Origin of the sequence: Streptomyces sp. NPDC007917 (assembly GCF_042959105.1) — a bacterium.
Taxonomy (GTDB): domain Bacteria; phylum Actinomycetota; class Actinomycetes; order Streptomycetales; family Streptomycetaceae; genus Streptomyces.
On sequence record NZ_JBIBKK010000007.1, the window covers coordinates 53,041 to 69,974 of the forward strand.

Here is a 16,934-nt window from a genome sequence, read left to right on the forward strand (position 1 = left end):
CGTGCACATACGAAGAAGGCCATTGCCGGACGGGTCCTTGATCGACCTCTGCGGCAATGGCCTCCTCGTCACATCTGCGGCCGACCGGTTGACGGTTGGCTGCCTACGACCCTATCGGGGTCGCCGGTCATTCGCTGCTCGGCTCGGACGCCGACGCTCAGACGCCGACGCGGAAGCGCGCGAAGCGCTTGAGCGTGACACCGGCCTCGTCCAGCACCTTCTGGACGGACTTCTTGTTGTCCTTGGCGAACGCCTGGTCCACCAGGACGTTCTCCTTGAAGAAGCCGGTGACGCGACCCTCGACGATCTTCGGCAGGGCGCCCTCGGGCTTGCCCTCCTCACGAGCGGTGGCCTCGGCCACCCGGCGCTCGTTCTCGACCGTCTCGGCCGGGATCTCGTCACGGGTCAGGAACTTCGGCGCGAACGCGGCGATGTGCTGCGCGACGTCCTTGGCGACCGTGGCGTCTTCCTTGTCCAGCTCGACCAGCACACCGACCTGCGGCGGCAGGTCCGGGCTGGTGCGGTGCATGTACGCGGCGACGTAGCCGCCGGAGAACTGCGCGAAGCGGTCCAGGACGATCTTCTCGCCGAGGGTCGCGTTGGCCTCGTCGACGAACGCCTGGACGGTCTTGCCGGCCTCGATCTCGGAGGCGAGCAGGGCCTCCAGGTCGGCCGGGGAGGTCTTGGCGACGTGGGCGGCGATGGCGTCGGCGACGGCCACGAACTTGTCGCCCTTGGCGACGAAGTCGGTCTCGCACTTCAGCTCGACCAGCACACCGGAGGTGTTGTCGTCCGAGATGAGGGAGACGACGGCGCCGTTCTCGGCGCTGCGGCCCTCCCGCTTGGCCACGCCCTTCTGGCCCTTGACGCGCAGGATCTCGACGGCCTTGTCGACCTGGCCCTCGGACTCGTCCAGCGCCTTCTTGCAGTCCATCATGCCGGCGCCGGTGAGCTCACGGAGCTTCTTGACGTCGGCGGCGGTGAAGTTCGCCATGATCTGTGAATCTCTTCTCGAAAGTCGAAAGCTCTACGGGGGAACGGCGGGGGTGGTGCCCCAGGCACCCTCCCCCGCCGTCACACGTGGTCCGAGTGGTCAGGCCTGCTCGGCGTCCGCGGCCGGGGCCGCCGGGGCCTCGGCCGGCTGCTCGGCCTCGGCGGGCTGCTCGGCCTCAGCGGGCTTGGCCGCCTCGGGCTCGTCGGCCTTCTTCTCGCCCTCCAGCAGGTCGCGCTCCCACTCGGCGAGCGGCTCACCGGCGGCCTTGTCGGCCTTCTCGTCACCGGTGGCGACACCGGAGCGGGCGATCAGGCCCTCGGCGACCGCGTCGGCGATCACGCGGGTGAGAAGGGTGACCGAGCGGATCGCGTCGTCGTTGCCCGGGATCTTGTAGTCGACCTCGTCCGGGTCGCAGTTGGTGTCGAGGATCGCGACGACCGGGATGCGGAGCTTGCGCGCCTCACCGACGGCGATGTGCTCCTTCTTGGTGTCGACGATCCAGACGGCGCTCGGCACCTTCTGCATCTCGCGGATACCGCCGAGGGTCTTCTCCAGCTTGGCCTTCTCGCGCGAGAGGACGAGCAGCTCCTTCTTGGTGAGGCCGGAGGCGGCCACGTCCTCGAAGTCGATCTGCTCGAGCTCCTTGAGGCGCTGCAGACGCTTGTAGACGGTCGAGAAGTTGGTGAGCATGCCGCCCAGCCAGCGCTGGTTGACATACGGCATGCCGACGCGGGTCGCCTGCTCGGCGATCGCCTCCTGCGCCTGCTTCTTGGTGCCGACGAACATGATGGAACCGCCGTGGGCGACGGTCTCCTTGACGAACTCGTAGGCGCGGTCGATGTACGACAGCGACTGGAGCAGGTCGATGATGTAGATGCCGTTGCGCTCGGTGAAGATGAAACGCTTCATCTTCGGGTTCCAGCGGCGGGTCTGGTGCCCGAAGTGGACGCCGCTCTCCAGCAGCTCCCGCATCGTGACGACGGCCATGGCCGTACTCCTTGAAGTGCTCGGTTCCACGGCGGCCGGGCGGCCGCCGCGCCTGACGCCCCGGCGCGTCTGCCACGGGCGGGGCCCTTGCGGGGGGCTCGTCCGAGGACCGAGGGACGCGGCCGCCGTGCTGTTCCGAGGGGATCGATGCGCGGATCGACGCCGATCGGGGAGCCGGTGGCGGGGCGTGCGAAGTCGACCCGGTGACCCGGATCGCCACAAGAAGTGTACGGGACCCGTGCGGTGCCGGGTGACGGCGATATCCACAACCCGTGAGTTGTCCCCAGATCGTGGCCATGATCCACGCGGATCGGGCGAGTCGCGTCACCGTGTTCCCATGCGACCGCACGCCACCGCCCCGGCCCTCCACCCACCCCGCCGCCCGACCCGCCGCCCCGCCCTGGACCCCGGCCTCCGCCCGGCCCTGACCCCGGCCCCCGACCGGCCCGCGCTGATCCTTCCGGCGTTGCCGACCTGGCTGACCTTGCCGTTCGTGGTCTTATTCGGCCTGATCCCGCTGCTGTCGGCCCGGCCGGCCGCGGCGGCGGCGGAGCCGGAGTGGGCCACGGCAGCGGCGGCATCCCGGGGTTCGGTGCCGGGTGGGGCAGGGGCGCCGGCCGCCGTTGCCCCGGCCCCCGGGGCCCCGGCTCGTGCCGAGGGGGTCTGGCCGGTGGGGCCGGAGGCGGGCGCGGGCAGACCGACGGTGCTGCGGGGCTGGGAGCCGCCGCCCACGCCCTGGGCGGCGGGCCACCGCGGGGTGGACCTGGCGGCCCGCACCGGCCGGCCCGTGAGGGCGGCGGCCGCGGGCCGGGTGTCCTTCGCGGGCCCGGTCGCGGGGCGCGGGGTGCTCACGATCCAGCTGTCAAGCACCGGCCGTCCGCCGCTGCGCACGACCTACGAGCCGGTGCGGGCCGTGGTGGCCAAAGGCGAGCGGGTGCGGGCCGGCCAGGTGGTGGGCGTCCTGGGCGCGGGCCCCTTCCACTGCCCGTCCGGCTGTCTGCACTGGGGCCTGCGCCGCGGGGACCGCTATCTGGACCCGCTGTCGCTGCTCGCCCCGTCGATGCTGGGCCGCGGCCCCTCCCGGCTGCTGCCGGTCTTCGGCGTCCCGGAAGGGCCGGGCGCCCCGGAGGATGCGGGCGGCCGGAAGGGAGCAGGTCTCCCGGAGGAAGGGGGCGGCCTGGTGGATGCGGACGCGCCGGAGGATGCGGGCGCCCGGAAGTGGGCGGATGCCCCGCCGGGAGCAGGTGTCCCGGAGGAAGGGGGCGCCCTGACGGATGCGCGCGCCCGGCACGGGGCGGCTGCCCCGCCGGGAGCGGGTGTCCCAGCAGAGGCAGGCGGCCCGACGGGAGCGGGCGGCCCGACGGGAGCGGCTGCCGGGGGCAGGTCGTCCACAGCCGGCGGCCATGTGCGTTACGCCCTCGCGTCGCGCACCGCCGGCCCCTCCGGCCCCGTGGACCTGGCCTCGCCCGCCGTGCTGGCCCTCGCGGCGGCCTGGGCCGGTGTGCGCCTGCGCCGCGCGGGGGCGGCGGGCGCCGGACAGGCGGGCGTCAGGGGCGCACCCCGTGCAGGGCCATGGTGACGGCCGCTTCCGTGACGCCCGCGGGGTCCTCGGCGCCGAGCTCGATCCGGCGGACCGCGGCGTCCACGACGCCCTGGAGCAGCACCGCGGTCAGCCGCGGCTGCTCATGGCCGAGCTCACCGAGGGCCTGGACGACCATGGCGATCAGCCCGCCGTGCGCGGCCCGGATCTTCTCGCGGGCGCCCGCGTCCAGCTCCCCGGCCGAGATCGCCACGACCGCCCGGTGGCGGCGGTCGCCGACCAGCGCCAGCTGCCGGCGCACATAGGCCTCGATCTTGGCCTCGGGCGAGTCGGCCCGCTCCATGGCCGCCTCGACCTCGGCGGCCCAGACCGGGAAGTCCACCGCGCACAGCTCCTCGACCACGGCCGCGCGGGAGCGGAAGTACTCATAGACGGAGGACCGCGCGAGGCCCGTGCGCTCGGCGAGGGCGGGGAAGGTCAAGGCCTCCGTCCCACCCTCGGACAGCAGGGAGCGGGCGGCGTCCAGCAGGGCGCCGCGCTGCATCGTCCGGTGCTCGGCCACTGAGGCCGCTCGAATCCTGGGCACGCCACCACTTTACGAAAGGCCCCCAGGCGGGAGCGATACTGGCGGGACGATTCAGCGTCCGACATCGGCGAGTTTGGCCCGCAGCTGCAGCACGGACTTGGTGTGGATCTGGCTGACCCGGCTCTCGGTGACTCCGAGGACCTGACCGATCTCGGCCAGCGTGAGCCCCTCGTAGTAGTAGAGGGTGACCACGGTCTTCTCCCGCTCGGGGAGCGTGTTGATGGCGCGGGCGAGCAGCCTGCGCAGCTCACGGTCCTCGGCCACCTCCACGGGGTTGTCGGCGGCGGTGTCCTCCAGGGTGTCCATGAGGCTCAGCCGCTCGCCGCCCTCCCCGCTGACATGCAGCAGATCTTCCAGGGCGACCACATTGGCCAGCGACAACTGGCTGAAAACCCCGTGCAGTTCATCGAGGCCGATGTCCATCTCGGCGGCCACCTCGGCCTCCGAGGGGGTGCGGCGCAGGGCCGCCTCCAGCGTGGCGTAGGCCCGCTCGACCGCCCTGGCCTTCTGGCGGACCGAGCGCGGGATCCAGTCCAGAGCGCGCAGCTCGTCGATCATCGCGCCACGGATCCGGGTGATCGCGTAGGTCTCGAACTTGATGGCCCGCTCGGGGTCGAACTTCTCAATGGCGTCGATGAGTCCGAAGACGCCCGAGGAGACGAAGTCGGCCTGCTCGACATTGGACGGCAGCCCGACGCTGACCCGCCCCGCCACATACTTCACCAGCGGTGAGTAGTGGAGGATCAACTGCTCGCGGAGCCGACCGTCACCCGTGGACTTGTAGGACCGCCACAGCTCGTCGAGCGAGGACGGGGCGGCGGGACGCACCGCGCCGCGGGCAGGGGTCGGCGCCGCTCGGTCAGACCCGGAGATGTGCTGGGGCATTCGTCGCCTTGTGCCGTTCTGCCATGACGTGGGTGAGGACGTGCGCCTCCGCCGGAAACCTAGTGAGCGTAGCGTGACTGAGCCATCGCCGTATGCGAAGGGAGTCGGCTCGGCGGTGTGCGGATACGGTCATCGCCTCAACCCTTTCACCCGATTGCCCCAAATCTGCGGATCGCCTCGCCGTGTGCCGTCGTTCCGGCGAGCCGCAGGGGCCAACTCCCAGCGGTCGCCATGACGTTCGACAAACCCCAGGGCGAGCAGCTCATACAGCCGGCTCAGCGCTTCCTCGCAGCTCGTCCCCGAGTCCCGGGCGACCTCGCGTCCGTCGCTGCCGCCCTGTGCCGACAACGCTTCCAGGACGCGTGCCGTCACGGGATCGAGCAGGTCCCGCTCCACCAGTGGCCCGCGCCGCGCGGGGGCGAGCTCCCCGATGCCGCCGACCAGCTCGGCCACTTCATCCGCGTCGGTGACCAGAACGGCCTCCCCGCGCAGCAGTTCATGGACGCCCGAGGAGAGCCCGCTGGTGACCGGGCCCGGCACGCCCATGGTGTGCCGCCCGAGCTTGAGCGCCCGGCGCGCGGTGACCAGGGACCCGCTGCGGTACTGGGCCTCGACGACGACCGTGCCGCGGGTGAGCGCGGCGATGACCCGGTTGCGCAGCACAAAGCGGCTGCGGGTCGGATGCGCGCCGGGCGGTAACTCCGCCAGCACCAGGCCCTGTTCCGCGATGCGCTCGATCAACTCGGCGTGGCCCCGGGGGTAGGGGATGTCCACGCCGGAGGCGAGTACGGCGATGGTCGCCCCGGCGGCCGCCAGCGCGCCCCGGTGCACGGCGCCGTCCACCCCATGGGCCGCACCGGAGACCACCACCCAGCCCCGCTCGGCGAGCCCGGCCCCCAGGGTCGCGGCGACATGCGCGCCGTAGTCGCTGCAGGCCCGGGCGCCCACCACGGCGACGGAGCGCAGCGCCCACATCCGCAGCGAGGGCCGCCCGCGCACCCACAGCCCGACCGGGCGGGCGTCGCCCAGGTCGTCGAGCTGACCGGGCCACTCCAGGTCGCCGGGGCATACGAACCTGCCACCCCGGGCGGCGGCGACGGCCAGGTCCCGGGCGGGGTCCATGCGCTCGGCCCGCAGCCGGCATCCGGCGATGCGCTCCGCGCTCGCCCCGGGCGGCGGCTTTCCGGCCCCGCACAGCGCCCGCCGCAGCGCCACCGGCCCCAGCTCGCGCAGCCAGCGCCCCACCGTCTCGTCCCCGGGCTCCACCAGCCGGGTGAGCGCGGCCCGCGCCAGGCGCTCCTCCTCCGCCACGCCCCCGGTCCCCGGCCCGGACCCCGAGCCGGCCCCTGGCCCCGTCCCTGTCGCAGCCCCGGCGACGAACACACCCCCGGCCTCGCCCCGGGCCCCGGCCGCCGCCTCCCGGCCCCCGGCCACGCCTCCGGCCCCGGCCTCGCCGGGATCGGGGCCCGAGACCCCTGACACCGGTCCTCCGGCCTCCGGTGGCCCAGCCATCAGAACCCCACCGCCCCGGCCGGAACTCCACGGCTGACGCCGGTGCGCAGCTGCAGCGCCTGCGCCACGTCCTCGGCCTCCGGCCGGTCGTGGCCCGCCAGATCCGCGACGGTCCAGGCGACCCGCAGCACACGGTCGAGGCCACGGGCGGTGAGCAGCCCGCGCTCCATGTCGCGCTCGGCCTCCCGCAGCGCCCCGGAGCGCGCGTACCAGCGGGTGCGCAGCTCATGGCCCGGCACCTCGCTGTTGGTGCGCCAGGGGGTGTCGGCGTAACGCGCGGCGGCGCGCTCCCGCGCCTCGCACACCCGGGCCGCGACGGCCGCGGTGCTCTCCCCCGCGGCCAGGGCCCCGGTGAGCTCGGCCCGGCTGACCGCCTCGACCCGGACCCGCAGATCCACCCGGTCCAGCAGCGGCCCGGAGAGCCGCGCCTGATAGCGGCGGACCATCGCGGGCGAGCAGTCGCAGCCGTCGCCGATGTAGGAGTGGCGTCCACAAGGGCACGGGTTGGCGGCCAGCAGGAGCAGAAAGCGCGCGGGCATGCGCACCATGCCGGCCGAGCGGGCCACCACCACATGGCCGGACTCCAGGGGCTGGCGCAGCGCGTCGAGCACCTGCGCGCTGAACTCGGGCGCCTCGTCCAAAAAGAGCACGCCCCGGTGCGCGAGCGAGACCGCGCCCGGTCTCGGTAGCCCGTTTCCCCCGCCGACCAGGGCGGCCATGGTGGCCGAGTGGTGCGGTGCGCAGTACGGCGGCGCGGCCACCAGCGGCTGTCCGGGCGGGAGGATCCCGGCCACCGAGTGGACGGCGGTCACCTCCAGGGACTCCCGCCGGGTAAGCGGGGGCAGCAGGCCGGGAAGCCGCTCGGCGAGCATGGTCTTGCCGGCGCCGGGCGGGCCGGCCAGGAAGAGATGGTGGCTCCCGGCCGCAGCGACCTCCAGGGCCTTGCGGGCGGCCCGCTGGCCGGCCACCTCGGCCAGGTCGGGGCGGCGGTCGGCGGCCGCCCCCGCGCCGGCCGCCACACCGACGCCCATGCCCGCGCCCGCCATGCTCAGCCCGGCGAGCATCGAGTCGGGGCGGCCCTCCTCGGACAGCTCCTCCTCGTCGGGCACCGGTGCGTCCGTCAGCACGGCGATCAGCTGGCGCAGGGTCCGCACGCCGAGCACCGAGACATCCGGCACCAGCGACGCCTCGGCCGCCGTCTGCTCCGGGACGACCACCTGCCGGTATCCGGCCTCGGCGGCCGCGAGCACCGCGGGCAGCACCCCGCGCACCGGGCGGACCCGCCCGTCCAGTCCGAGCTCGCCGATCATCATCAGGTCGGCGATGGCCCGTGGGTCGATGCGCTCGGCGGCCCCGAGCACCGCGCAGGCCACGGCCAGGTCGAAGCCGCTGCCGCCCTTGGGGACGGACGCCGGGCTGAGCCCGACCGTGAGTTTTTTCTGCGGCCAGTCGGCGCCGGAGTTCACCACGGCCGCGCGGACCCGGTCCCGGCTCTCGACCAGGCTCTTGTCGGGCAGTCCGACCAGGGTGAAGGTGGCGACGCCCGGCTCCAGATCGGCCTGGACCTCCACCACCACGCCCTCGACCCCGACCAGCGCGACCGAGCAGGTGCGGGCGAACCCCATCAGGCCACCCCCCGCACATGCTCGACCACCGGCGCGCCGCGCTCGGGCAGCACCACACCGATCAGGTCGATCCGCACCCCGCCGGGCGGCGGGCCGCCGTGGCGCTCCAGCCAGCGCTCGGCCAGCCGCCGCAGCCGGTCGGCCTTGCCGGGGGTGACGGCCGCCATCGGATGTTCGTAGCCCCCGACACGGCGCGTCTTGACCTCGCACACCACCAGCGCCCCGGCGTCCAGGGCGACGATGTCGATCTCTCCGTCCCGGCACCGCCAGTTCCGCTCCAGGACGGTCATCCCGGCCTCGGACAGCCGACGCGCCGCCAGATCCTCGCCGTAGCGTCCGAGCGCTCCTCGGGCGTTCATTCGGCACCACCTCCGGCACCGACTGTGACGCCTCGGCGCCAGATTATTGGATCTTTGTGGACAACCGACCGGTTGTGGACAACTCAGCCACTCGGAAGGTCGAGATCGCTCTTGTTCAGCTCCTCGATGTTCACGTCCTTGAACGTCAGGACGCGCACTTGTTTCACGAAGCGGGCCGGTCGGTACATGTCCCAGACCCAGGCGTCGGCCATGGAGACCTCAAAGAACACCTCACCCTGCACCGAGTGCACCTGCATCTCGTAGTCGTTGGTGAGATAGAAACGCCGCTCAGTCTCGATCACGTACTTGAACAGACCGACGACATCTCGGTACTCCCGGTAGAGCTTCAGCTCCATCTCGGTCTCGTACTTCTCGAGGTCCTCGGCGCTCATGGCATGTTCCCCTTCAGCCGTGCGTCCCCCCATTGTGCGTCAGACGCGTTCAGTCTCCAGGATCACCGGCACAGTCGGGGGTCCCTCGTCGAGCAGCCTACGCAACAGCACCACGAGCCGTGACGGGTACACCGGCTCCCGCGCCTGCGCCAGCTCCTCGACCGTCCACCACCGCAGTCCCGTGACGCTGCGCCGCTCCAGCTCCGTATGTCCGCCGGTCCACATCGCGGTCTGCTCCGTACGGGCCAGGTAGTACCACTCGTCCTGGTGCCAGCGGCGCCCGTCGAACGGGAAGGAGCACACCCGCCGCCACACCACGGGCCCCAGCTCCACGTCCGTGATCCCCGTCTCCTCCGCCAGCTCCCGGCGCGCCGCCTGCTCCCGGCTCTCATCGCCCTCCAGGCCGCCGCCGGGGGTGAACCACCAGGTCATCGACGGGTCCTCGGGCTCGAACCCGTGGATCAGCAGAATCCGGTCGCGCGGGTCGAGCAGGACCACCCGGGAGACCTTCCGCAGGCCCTCGCCCCGGCCCTCCTCGCCGGTCCCCTCACCCTCAGACACCCGTCGCCACCTCCGCCTTCCTCCCGCCTTCCCGCTTGCCGCCGCGCCCCATCCGGCGCGCAAGCGGCCCGTACGCCGCGCCACCCAGGATGAGCACCGCGCCGCCCACGGCGGAGATCAGGATCAGCCGCAGCGGCCCCGGCTGCGAGACCCCGCCCGGCAGCGCCTTGAAGGCCTGCGGCCGCTCCAGCATCCCCAGGTCCGGCGGCCAGGCGGTGGCGTCCACCCGGCCGCTCACCGCGGTGCGCGGGACGGCCCCGTCCGCGCCGTCGGACATGTGCACACGGGAGTCCAGGGAGTCATCGCGGTGGTCGCCCAGCAGGAACAGCTTCCCCTTGGGCACCGTCGCCGAGAAGACGGTGGGCGAGGCCAGCCCCTTGGAGTGCAGATACGGTTCATCGAGGGGCTTGCCGTTCAGCGTCAGCCGACCCTGCTTGTCACAGCACGCGACCGTGTCCCCGCCGATGCCGATGACCCGCTTCACCATCGGCAGATCGCCCCAGACCGAGTCCTTGAAGACGACCACATCCCCGCGGCGCACTTCGTCGCCGTCTATTCGCTGCGCCAGCACGCGGTCGCCCCGGTCGATGGCCGGCGCCATCGAGTCGGTCGGGACGGTGTACGGCTTGTAGAGCAGCGCGCCCCAGACGAAGGACCCCAGGAAGAGCACACAGCCGACGGCGACCGCCACTCCGGACAGGACGCTTCCAAGCCCCCTGCCGCCCCTTCCGACCTGCCGGGCTCCGCTCATTCCAGTGCTCCTGCCTCACCTAGCAGACGTCGATCAGGTCCGCATGCCCAAGGGATTAGCACCCTACCCGGCGGTACGGACCTCAGGCAGCCGCCTCCCGCGCCTTGCGGATGAGCCTCCGGCGGCGCCACAGCACGATCGGGACCGCGCCCACGAACCCGAGCGCCGAGGGGGCCATGGAAGCCGCCGCGTTCAGCCCCGGCTGGTCGAAGGTGCCGGGGACGGGGAGGGTCGACCAGCGGTCGAGCGGCCAGGCGATCACGATGGCCCGCCCGACGACCTTGTCGACCGAGACGGTGCCGTTGTCCAGGTTCTGGTGGAAGCGCGAGTCCAGGGAGTCCTGGCGGTGGTCGCCCATCACCCAGATCCGGCCCTTGGGCACCTTGATCGGGCCGAACGGCTTGTCGTCACAGGCGGTGTTCCCGTCGAAGATGTAGCTCTTCTCGTCCAGCGCCTTTCCGTTGACCTTGACCGGTCCGCCCTTCTGGCACTCGACCGTGTCCCCGCCGACCGCGATGACCCGCTTGATCAGGTCCTTCTCCTCCGCGGACGGCATCAGGCCGATGAAGCTGAGCACCCGCTGGACGCCCTCGGCGAGCGGTCCCGAGTCCGACTTCTGGGTCTCGCCGAGCCAGCCTCCCGGGTCGTGGAAGACGACGACCTCGCCGCGCTCCGGCTCGGCGCCGAACCACGGGGTCAGCTTGTCCACCAGCACCCGGTCGCCGCGCTGCAGCGTGTTCTGCATCGAGTCGGAGGGGATGGAGAACGCCTGGACCAGGAAGGTCTTGATCAGCAGGGCGAGCAACAGCGCGATGCCGACGAGGATCGGCAGCTCTCTCCAGAACGAGCGCGGCTTCTTGGCACCGTCCTTGGCGCCGTCCTTCCCCTCCCCGTCACCGCCCTCGCCGCCCTCTCCGTCCTGGCCGGGCTTGTCGCCCGGCGATCCCTCGGCTCCAGGGGGGTCCGAGGGGTCCGGAGAGCCCGAGGAGCCGGCAGAGGCCGAGGAACCCGGCTTGCCGAGCGCGACGGGAGAGTCAGCGGAGCCGGGAGCGGCCGGTGAACCGCCTTCGGGGGCGGCCGCCGCGTCCCTGGCACCTGGGCCCCCCGGCGCCTCGGACGTCTCGGGGGTCCCGCCCGTAGGCGCACCGGCCGCGCGCGCCCCGTTCACGGGTGGCTCTTCGCTCCCCCCCGGTTGCCTCTCGGGCTCTTCGTGACCGGATCGAGCGCCGACCGCCAAATCCCCCACATCCACTCCTCACGCCGCGCTGCCGCCCACGCCACGAACGGCGCAGGCCCACCACTCCCATAACGAGCGGGAGTTCCGCAGGGGTCGGGAGCTGGACCAACCCTTGCTGGTCCAAGGACAGCCTATGCGGCGAGCCGCGCGCCTGCGTCGCCCCGCTCGGCGCGTCCTTCACTGAGGCATATGTCTCAGGTTCTTCGAGACTCCGCCAGTGACCGAAGGGCCACGCGATCACGATGGCCCGGCCGACGACCAGGTCCTCGGAGACGGTTCCCTGGTCAGGCTCGTCCAGATGGACCCGGGAGTCCGCCGAATTGGCCCGGTGGTCGCCCATCACAAAGATTCGCCCCTGGGGGACGGTCACCTTGAACCGGCGCTCCGAGGGCACATTGTTCGGGTGCAGATACGGCTCGTTCAGCGGCGTGCCGTTGACGGTCACCCGACCGTTCTTGTCACAGCAGGCCACCGTGTCGCCACCGACTCCGACCACCCGCTTGATCAGATCCTGTTCGTTCGAGGACGGAAGGAGCCCGATCCAGGTCAGGAACTCCTTGGCCTGCTTGATGACGACCGGATCTCCCTTGGACGGCTTCCGCTCCTCCTCGAGCCAGTTTCCGGGGTCCTTGAACACCACCACATCCCCGCGCGACGGCTTCGAGCCGAACCACGGTGTGAGTTTGTCCACGAGCACCCGGTCGCCGATCCTGATCGTCTGCTCCATCGAGCCCGACGGGATCACGAACGCCTGGACCAGAAAGGTCTTGAGCACCAGGGCGATCAGCAGCGCCACGCCGATCAGGATCGGGATCTCCTTCATGGCCGAACGGCGCCGTCTGCGCTTGATACGGCGCTGGACCTTGCGCCGCTCCGCACGCCCGCCCAGACGCGGCCCCGTACGCGGCGCGTCCGCGCTGTGCACGGGGCCCGAGCCGGGGATGTAGCCAGGAGTGCCGGGGCCCGAGCCCTGGTGGCCCGGTCCCAGACGGCCGGAGCCCAGGCGCCCGGGACCGGGGCGGCGGGTCCCGTGCCGGGACCGTCCGCGGTTACCCATGCGCGCCGCCCGGTGCCGGGTCCGGTACGCGGTCGAAGGCGGCCGGGCGGTGCACTCCGCTCCAGCGGCCGACCGGCCAGCCGATCCAGTCGGCACGCCCGATCACCTTGTCGACCGGGACCGTACCTCCGCCCGGTTCGCCGAGGTGGTCCCGTGAGTCCCTGGAATCACTGCGGTGGTCCCCCATGACCCACAGCTTTCCCTCGGGCACCACGATGTCGAACGGGACCTGTGACGGGGCATCCCCCGGAAACAGGTAGTCCTCGTCCACCGGCTTCCCGTTCACCTCGATCCTCCCCCGCTTGTCGCAGCACCTGACCCGGTCACCACCCACACCCACGACACGCTTGATGTAGTCGGTCTCGGCGGGTTCGGCCAGCCCGACCGCCGCGGCCGCGCCGCGCAACAGCGCCGCCACCGGATTCTGGGACGGCTCCTCCTGGACGAAGGACCCGGTTCCGTCGAACACGATGACGTCACCGCGGCGCGGCGTATCACCGAAACGGTACGCCAGCTTGTTCACCAGGACCCGGTCTCCGGGCCGAAACGTGTCCTCCATCGATCCGCTGGGGATCAGGAAGGGCTGTACGACGAAGGCGCTCAGCAGAAGGACGAAGACGACGCAGACCGCCGCGAGCACGCCGGCCCGCCGCCAGGGGCCGCCCCCGGTCAGCAGGCCGAGCCCCCGCCGCGTACGCGAAGAGCGCGACCGCTCCTCCTGCCCCTCGTGGGAGCGGGAGGAGCGGTCGCGCTCCGAGAGCTGTGCGTCGGTCTCCATCGGGCCAGAGCCTATCCGGCCCGCCTGTGCCGTCCGTCAGTAGCTCAGTTGTCGCGCAAAACTCAGTTGTCGCGCTTTTCCTTGATCTTCGCGGCCTTGCCGCGGAGGTCACGCAGGTAGTACAGCTTGGCGCGGCGGACGTCACCGCGGGTGACGACCTCGATCTTCTCGACGATCGGGGTGTGCACCGGGAAGGTGCGCTCGACGCCGACGCTGAAGCTCACCTTGCGGACGGTGAAGCTCTCGCGCACGCCAGAGCCCTGGCGGCGGATGACGACGCCCTTGAACTGCTGGACACGGGAGCGGTTGCCCTCGATGACGCGGACGTGGACGTTGACCGTGTCGCCGGGGCGGAAGGTCGGGATGTCGCTGCGCAGCGACGCGGCGTCGACGGTGTCGAGCACGTGAGACATGATCGTCTGCTCTCCTCGCTGATGCCACAGGTCATCAGCGGCATATCGGATGTTGATGGGAGTGCCGTCTGGTCGGGCGGGCGTCGATCCCCCTGTGGCAGGGGCGCACGCCGGACGTACAGCAGCGACCTATTCTTCCACGGCCGGACCCGACCGCCCAAATCGGCCCCCGGGAAGTTCTTCCCAGCCCAGTTCCACCAGGAGCTTGCGGTCGTACTTGTCGAGCGCCTCCGGGTCGCAGCGCTCGATGAGGTCCGGCCGGTTGCGGCTGGTGCGGCGGAACGCCTCGTCCCTGCGCCAGCGCGCGATCTTGCCGTGGTGGCCGCTGAGCAGCACTTCCGGGATGCCCCGGCCGCGCCACTGCGGCGGCTTGGTGTAGACGGGCCCCTCCAGCAGATCGGCCATCGCGCCGGGGGCGAAGGAGTCGTCGCGGTGCGACTCGGCGTTGCCCAGCACGCCGGGCAGCAGCCGGGCCACGGCTTCAGTGATCACCAGGACCGCGGCCTCCCCGCCGGCCAGCACATAGTCGCCGATGGAGATCTCGTACACATCCAGGCGCTCGGCGTACTCGTCGATCACCCGGCGGTCGATTCCCTCGTAGCGGGCGGGGGCGAAGACCAGCCAGGGGCGCTCGGCCAGCTCGACGGCGAGCGCCTGGGTGAACGGGCGGCCGCTCGGGGTGGGTACGACCAGTGCGGGCAGCCGCGCCGCCCCCTCCCCGCCGACCGCCGGCGCGCCGTCGCCCGGCTCGCCGATCCCCGCAGCACCGGCCACCGGCGCGCCGGCCTCCGTACCGCCGCCGGCCCCGGACTCGATGATCTCGTCCAGCGCCTCGCCCCACGGCTCGGGCTTCATGACCATGCCGGGCCCGCCGCCGTACGGGGTGTCGTCGACGGTGTTGTGCCGGTCGTGCGTCCAGGTCCGCAGATCGTGGACGCGTACGTCCAGCTGCCCGCGGGCGCGCGCCTTGCCGACCAGCGAGACGTTGAGCGGCTCCAGGTACTCCGGGAAGATCGTGACGACGTCGAGCCGCATCACGCGCCCCCGCGCTCGGCGCCGCCCTCGCCGCGGGCGACCTCGGCCTCGGTCTCGTCGAGCAGGCCGGGCGGCGGGTCGATCACGGCGCGCTGCGCCTTGAGGTCGATCTCCGGCACCACCTCGGAGACGAAGGGGACCATCACCTCGCTGCCGTCGGGCCGCCGGACGATCAGCAGGTCCTGGTACGGCAGATGGGAGATCTCCTCGATCCGGCCGATCTCGGTGCCGTCGACCGTGACCACGTCCAGGTCGATCAGCTGGTGGTCGTAGTACTCATCGGGGTCCTCGGGGGTCTCCTCGGGGTCGACCTCCGCGATGAGGAGGGTGCCGCGCAGCGACTCGGCGGCCGTACGGTCCGCGAACCCCGCGAAGCGCAGCAGCAGCCGGCCGCTGTGCACCCGGCCGGTCTCGATGGTCAGCGGCCCGGCCGAGGCGGGCTCGGTGGCCAGGACGGCACCCGGGGCGAGCCGCAGCTCCGGCTCGTCGGTGCGCACCTCGACGGTGACCTCGCCCTTGATGCCGTGGGGGCGGCCGATCCGCGCCACAACCAACTGCACTGTTCCCTGTTCCCTTCACACACACGGGCCGGGGACGGCCCAAAGCCCTCCCCGGCCCGTGCCGGTGCTCTTCTTGACGCTGCTCAGCGAACCTGGTCCACGTCGACGAGGTCGACGCGGATGCCACGGCCGCCGATGGCGCCCACGACGGTGCGCAGGGCGCGGGCGGTGCGGCCGTTACGACCGATCACCTTGCCGAGGTCGTCGGGGTGGACCCGCACCTCGAGCACGCGCCCGCGCCGCAGGTTGCGCGAGGCGACCTGCACGTCGTCGGGGTTGTCGACGATGCCCTTCACCAGGTGCTCGAGGGCCTCCTCGAGCATCCTCAGGCCTCGGTCGACTCGGCCGCCGCGTCAGCGGCCGCCTCGTCCGACTTCTTCTCGGACTTCTTCGCCTTCGGGGTGATGGCCTCACCCTTCGCCTCGCCACCGGTGTCCTTGGCGGCGGCCTCGAACAGGGCGCGCTTGTCGGCCTTCGGCTCGGCGACGAGCATCGGGGCCGGGGCGGGCAGGCCCTTGAACTTCTGCCAGTCGCCGGTGACCTTCAGGATGGCGAGCACCGGCTCGGTCGGCTGCGCGCCGACGCTCAGCCAGTACTGCGCGCGCTCCGAGTCGACCTCGATGCGCGAGGGGTTCTGCACCGGGTGGTACAGCCCGATCTCCTCGATGGCCCGGCCGTCACGGCGGGTCCGGGAGTCGGCGACGACGATGCGGTAGTGAGGCGAACGGATCTTGCCCAGACGCTTCAGCTTGATCTTGACTGCCACGGGAGTGGTGTCTCCTGGTCTTGACGTGGTTGAGCACCGCGAAGTGCCGCGTGGGGTTGCGGTACCCGAGTGCCCGATGGACGCGTCAGCCGGAGGAGAGAGGGGTCCTGGTCGGCTGTCGAGTACAGCGGACCATTGTGCCACACCGTGACAGGTCAGCCGACCGCGGCCACCGGCTCCGGGATGCGGAACGGCTTCCCGCACCCCCCGCACATGATCGGCGCCTGCGCCAGCACCGACGGGACGACGCGGACATTGCGCCCGCAGTCGCACACCGCCTTCACCCGGACCCCACCGCCCGACGAGCCGTGCCGGGCGGCCGGCCCGCGGAAGGTGCGGGCGGTGTCGGCGGCGGTCGCGACGGTGTGCGCCTTGAGGGCGCGCTGCAGCCGGTCGATGGTGGTCCGATAGCGCCTTCTCGCCTCGGGGCTGAGGGTGACCAGCGAGAAGCCGCTGCTGGGGTGCGGCTCATCGGAGTGGTCCAGGCCCAGCTCCTCGGCGATGGCCAGGAAGCGGCGGTTGTGGTAGCGGCCGGCGCGCGAGGTGTCACGGACACCTCGCGCCGCGGCGATGCCGTGGACTGCCTCGTGCAGCAGCCGTTCGAAGGAGAGCTCGGCGCCACATGCGGACGACGACTCTCCGATCAGCGATTCGGGCGCGGCGAGATCCGGCAGCTCGGGGTGGTGCCGTTGAATATCGGCCCACGCCTGCGCCAGCTCTGCGGCGAGTACAGGTGGTGTCGTGCTCACGTCGTGATAACGAGCGGGGAGTGCCCGGTGTTCCGATTCCGGGGCATCACAAATAATTTGCACGTACCAGTCAGTTCAGCGCTGATGCGTCCCGAGGAGGGCGGGTGCGCAAATGTGTGGATGAGCCACCCACCCCGCACCAAGGCG

Annotated in this window: 19 protein-coding genes and 1 pseudogene; 1 reads left to right on the forward strand and 19 read right to left on the reverse strand. The window is 72.0% G+C overall.

Features of this window, described 5'->3' with window-relative positions:
- Nucleotides 1-157 precede the first annotated feature (157 nt).
- Together tsf and rpsB are read right to left on the reverse strand one after the other, a co-directional pair.
- On the reverse strand, nt 158-994 hold the full coding sequence (gene tsf / locus ACFZDL_RS15345) for a translation elongation factor Ts (RefSeq protein ID WP_353595327.1): 837 nt from the start codon (nt 992-994) through the stop codon (nt 158-160).
- Nucleotides 995-1,093: 99 nt separating this feature from the next.
- Nucleotides 1,094-1,981, reverse strand: a complete 888-nt coding sequence (gene rpsB, locus ACFZDL_RS15350; RefSeq protein WP_353595328.1) for a 30S ribosomal protein S2 — start codon at nt 1,979-1,981, stop codon at nt 1,094-1,096.
- Between the two features lie 337 nt (nt 1,982-2,318).
- Here rpsB and ACFZDL_RS15355 point away from each other — a divergent pair, with 337 nt between their 5' ends.
- The gene (locus tag ACFZDL_RS15355) at nt 2,319-3,560 is read left to right on the forward strand and encodes a peptidoglycan DD-metalloendopeptidase family protein (protein ID WP_391191226.1); all 1,242 of its coding nucleotides are present in this window, start codon (nt 2,319-2,321) and stop codon (nt 3,558-3,560) included.
- Here the strand turns inward: ACFZDL_RS15355 and ACFZDL_RS15360 are convergent.
- The 17 genes and pseudogenes from ACFZDL_RS15360 to ACFZDL_RS15440 all read right to left on the reverse strand — a co-directional run bounded on the left by ACFZDL_RS15360 (nt 3,529) and on the right by ACFZDL_RS15440 (nt 16,787).
- Nucleotides 3,529-4,083, reverse strand: a complete 555-nt coding sequence (locus ACFZDL_RS15360) for a helix-turn-helix domain-containing protein (RefSeq protein WP_353595388.1) — start codon at nt 4,081-4,083, stop codon at nt 3,529-3,531. The genes ACFZDL_RS15355 and ACFZDL_RS15360 overlap by 32 nt on opposite strands.
- A 75-nt stretch (nt 4,084-4,158) precedes the next feature.
- On the reverse strand, nt 4,159-4,992 hold the full coding sequence (gene whiG / locus ACFZDL_RS15365) for an RNA polymerase sigma factor WhiG (protein ID WP_353595329.1): 834 nt from the start codon (nt 4,990-4,992) through the stop codon (nt 4,159-4,161).
- A 129-nt stretch (nt 4,993-5,121) separates the two neighbouring features.
- The gene (dprA, locus tag ACFZDL_RS15370; protein WP_391191228.1) at nt 5,122-6,303 is read right to left on the reverse strand and encodes a DNA-processing protein DprA; all 1,182 of its coding nucleotides are present in this window, start codon (nt 6,301-6,303) and stop codon (nt 5,122-5,124) included.
- 200 nt (nt 6,304-6,503) lie between these two features.
- The gene (locus ACFZDL_RS15375) at nt 6,504-8,129 is read right to left on the reverse strand and encodes a YifB family Mg chelatase-like AAA ATPase (protein WP_353595331.1); all 1,626 of its coding nucleotides are present in this window, start codon (nt 8,127-8,129) and stop codon (nt 6,504-6,506) included.
- Nucleotides 8,129-8,488, reverse strand: a complete 360-nt coding sequence (locus tag ACFZDL_RS15380) for a YraN family protein (RefSeq protein ID WP_353595332.1) — start codon at nt 8,486-8,488, stop codon at nt 8,129-8,131. Before ACFZDL_RS15380 ends, ACFZDL_RS15375 begins: the two co-directional genes overlap by 1 nt.
- 83 nt (nt 8,489-8,571) lie before the next feature.
- Nucleotides 8,572-8,880 (reverse strand): DUF2469 domain-containing protein, encoded by a 309-nt coding sequence (locus ACFZDL_RS15385; RefSeq protein ID WP_004944840.1) that lies wholly within the window; start codon nt 8,878-8,880, stop codon nt 8,572-8,574.
- Nucleotides 8,881-8,919: 39 nt separating this feature from the next.
- Nucleotides 8,920-9,441: an NUDIX hydrolase gene (locus ACFZDL_RS15390; protein WP_353595333.1), complete on the reverse strand. Its 522-nt coding sequence runs from the start codon at nt 9,439-9,441 to the stop codon at nt 8,920-8,922.
- Entirely contained in the window at nt 9,434-10,192 is a 759-nt protein-coding gene (gene lepB, locus ACFZDL_RS15395; RefSeq protein WP_353595334.1) for a signal peptidase I, read from the reverse strand. Before lepB (ACFZDL_RS15395) ends, ACFZDL_RS15390 begins: the two co-directional genes overlap by 8 nt.
- A gap of 82 nt (nt 10,193-10,274) precedes the next feature.
- On the reverse strand, nt 10,275-11,360 hold the full coding sequence (gene lepB, locus ACFZDL_RS15400) for a signal peptidase I (RefSeq protein WP_353595335.1): 1,086 nt from the start codon (nt 11,358-11,360) through the stop codon (nt 10,275-10,277).
- A gap of 352 nt (nt 11,361-11,712) precedes the next feature.
- Nucleotides 11,713-12,486: pseudogene (lepB, locus tag ACFZDL_RS15405) on the reverse strand (signal peptidase I); the annotation flags it as partial.
- Entirely contained in the window at nt 12,479-13,264 is a 786-nt protein-coding gene (gene lepB, locus ACFZDL_RS15410) for a signal peptidase I (protein WP_353595336.1), read from the reverse strand. The gene lepB (ACFZDL_RS15410) and the pseudogene lepB (ACFZDL_RS15405), both read right to left, overlap by 8 nt.
- A gap of 62 nt (nt 13,265-13,326) precedes the next feature.
- On the reverse strand, nt 13,327-13,677 hold the full coding sequence (gene rplS, locus ACFZDL_RS15415) for a 50S ribosomal protein L19 (protein WP_014176061.1): 351 nt from the start codon (nt 13,675-13,677) through the stop codon (nt 13,327-13,329).
- Nucleotides 13,678-13,806: 129 nt separating this feature from the next.
- A complete protein-coding gene (trmD, locus tag ACFZDL_RS15420; RefSeq protein WP_353595337.1) occupies nt 13,807-14,712 on the reverse strand; it encodes a tRNA (guanosine(37)-N1)-methyltransferase TrmD in 906 nt (301 codons plus the stop codon).
- Complete coding sequence (gene rimM, locus ACFZDL_RS15425; protein ID WP_353595338.1) at nt 14,712-15,272, reverse strand: ribosome maturation factor RimM; 561 nt, start codon at nt 15,270-15,272, stop codon at nt 14,712-14,714. Before rimM ends, trmD begins: the two co-directional genes overlap by 1 nt.
- Before the next feature lie 83 nt (nt 15,273-15,355).
- Nucleotides 15,356-15,595, reverse strand: coding sequence for an RNA-binding protein (locus ACFZDL_RS15430; protein WP_005311361.1), 240 nt, complete (start codon nt 15,593-15,595; stop codon nt 15,356-15,358).
- 2 nt (nt 15,596-15,597) lie between these two features.
- Nucleotides 15,598-16,038, reverse strand: a complete 441-nt coding sequence (gene rpsP, locus ACFZDL_RS15435) for a 30S ribosomal protein S16 (RefSeq protein WP_353595339.1) — start codon at nt 16,036-16,038, stop codon at nt 15,598-15,600.
- Nucleotides 16,039-16,193: 155 nt separating this feature from the next.
- Nucleotides 16,194-16,787, reverse strand: a complete 594-nt coding sequence (locus ACFZDL_RS15440) for a hypothetical protein (RefSeq protein ID WP_353595340.1) — start codon at nt 16,785-16,787, stop codon at nt 16,194-16,196.
- Nucleotides 16,788-16,934: the final 147 nt, after the last annotated feature.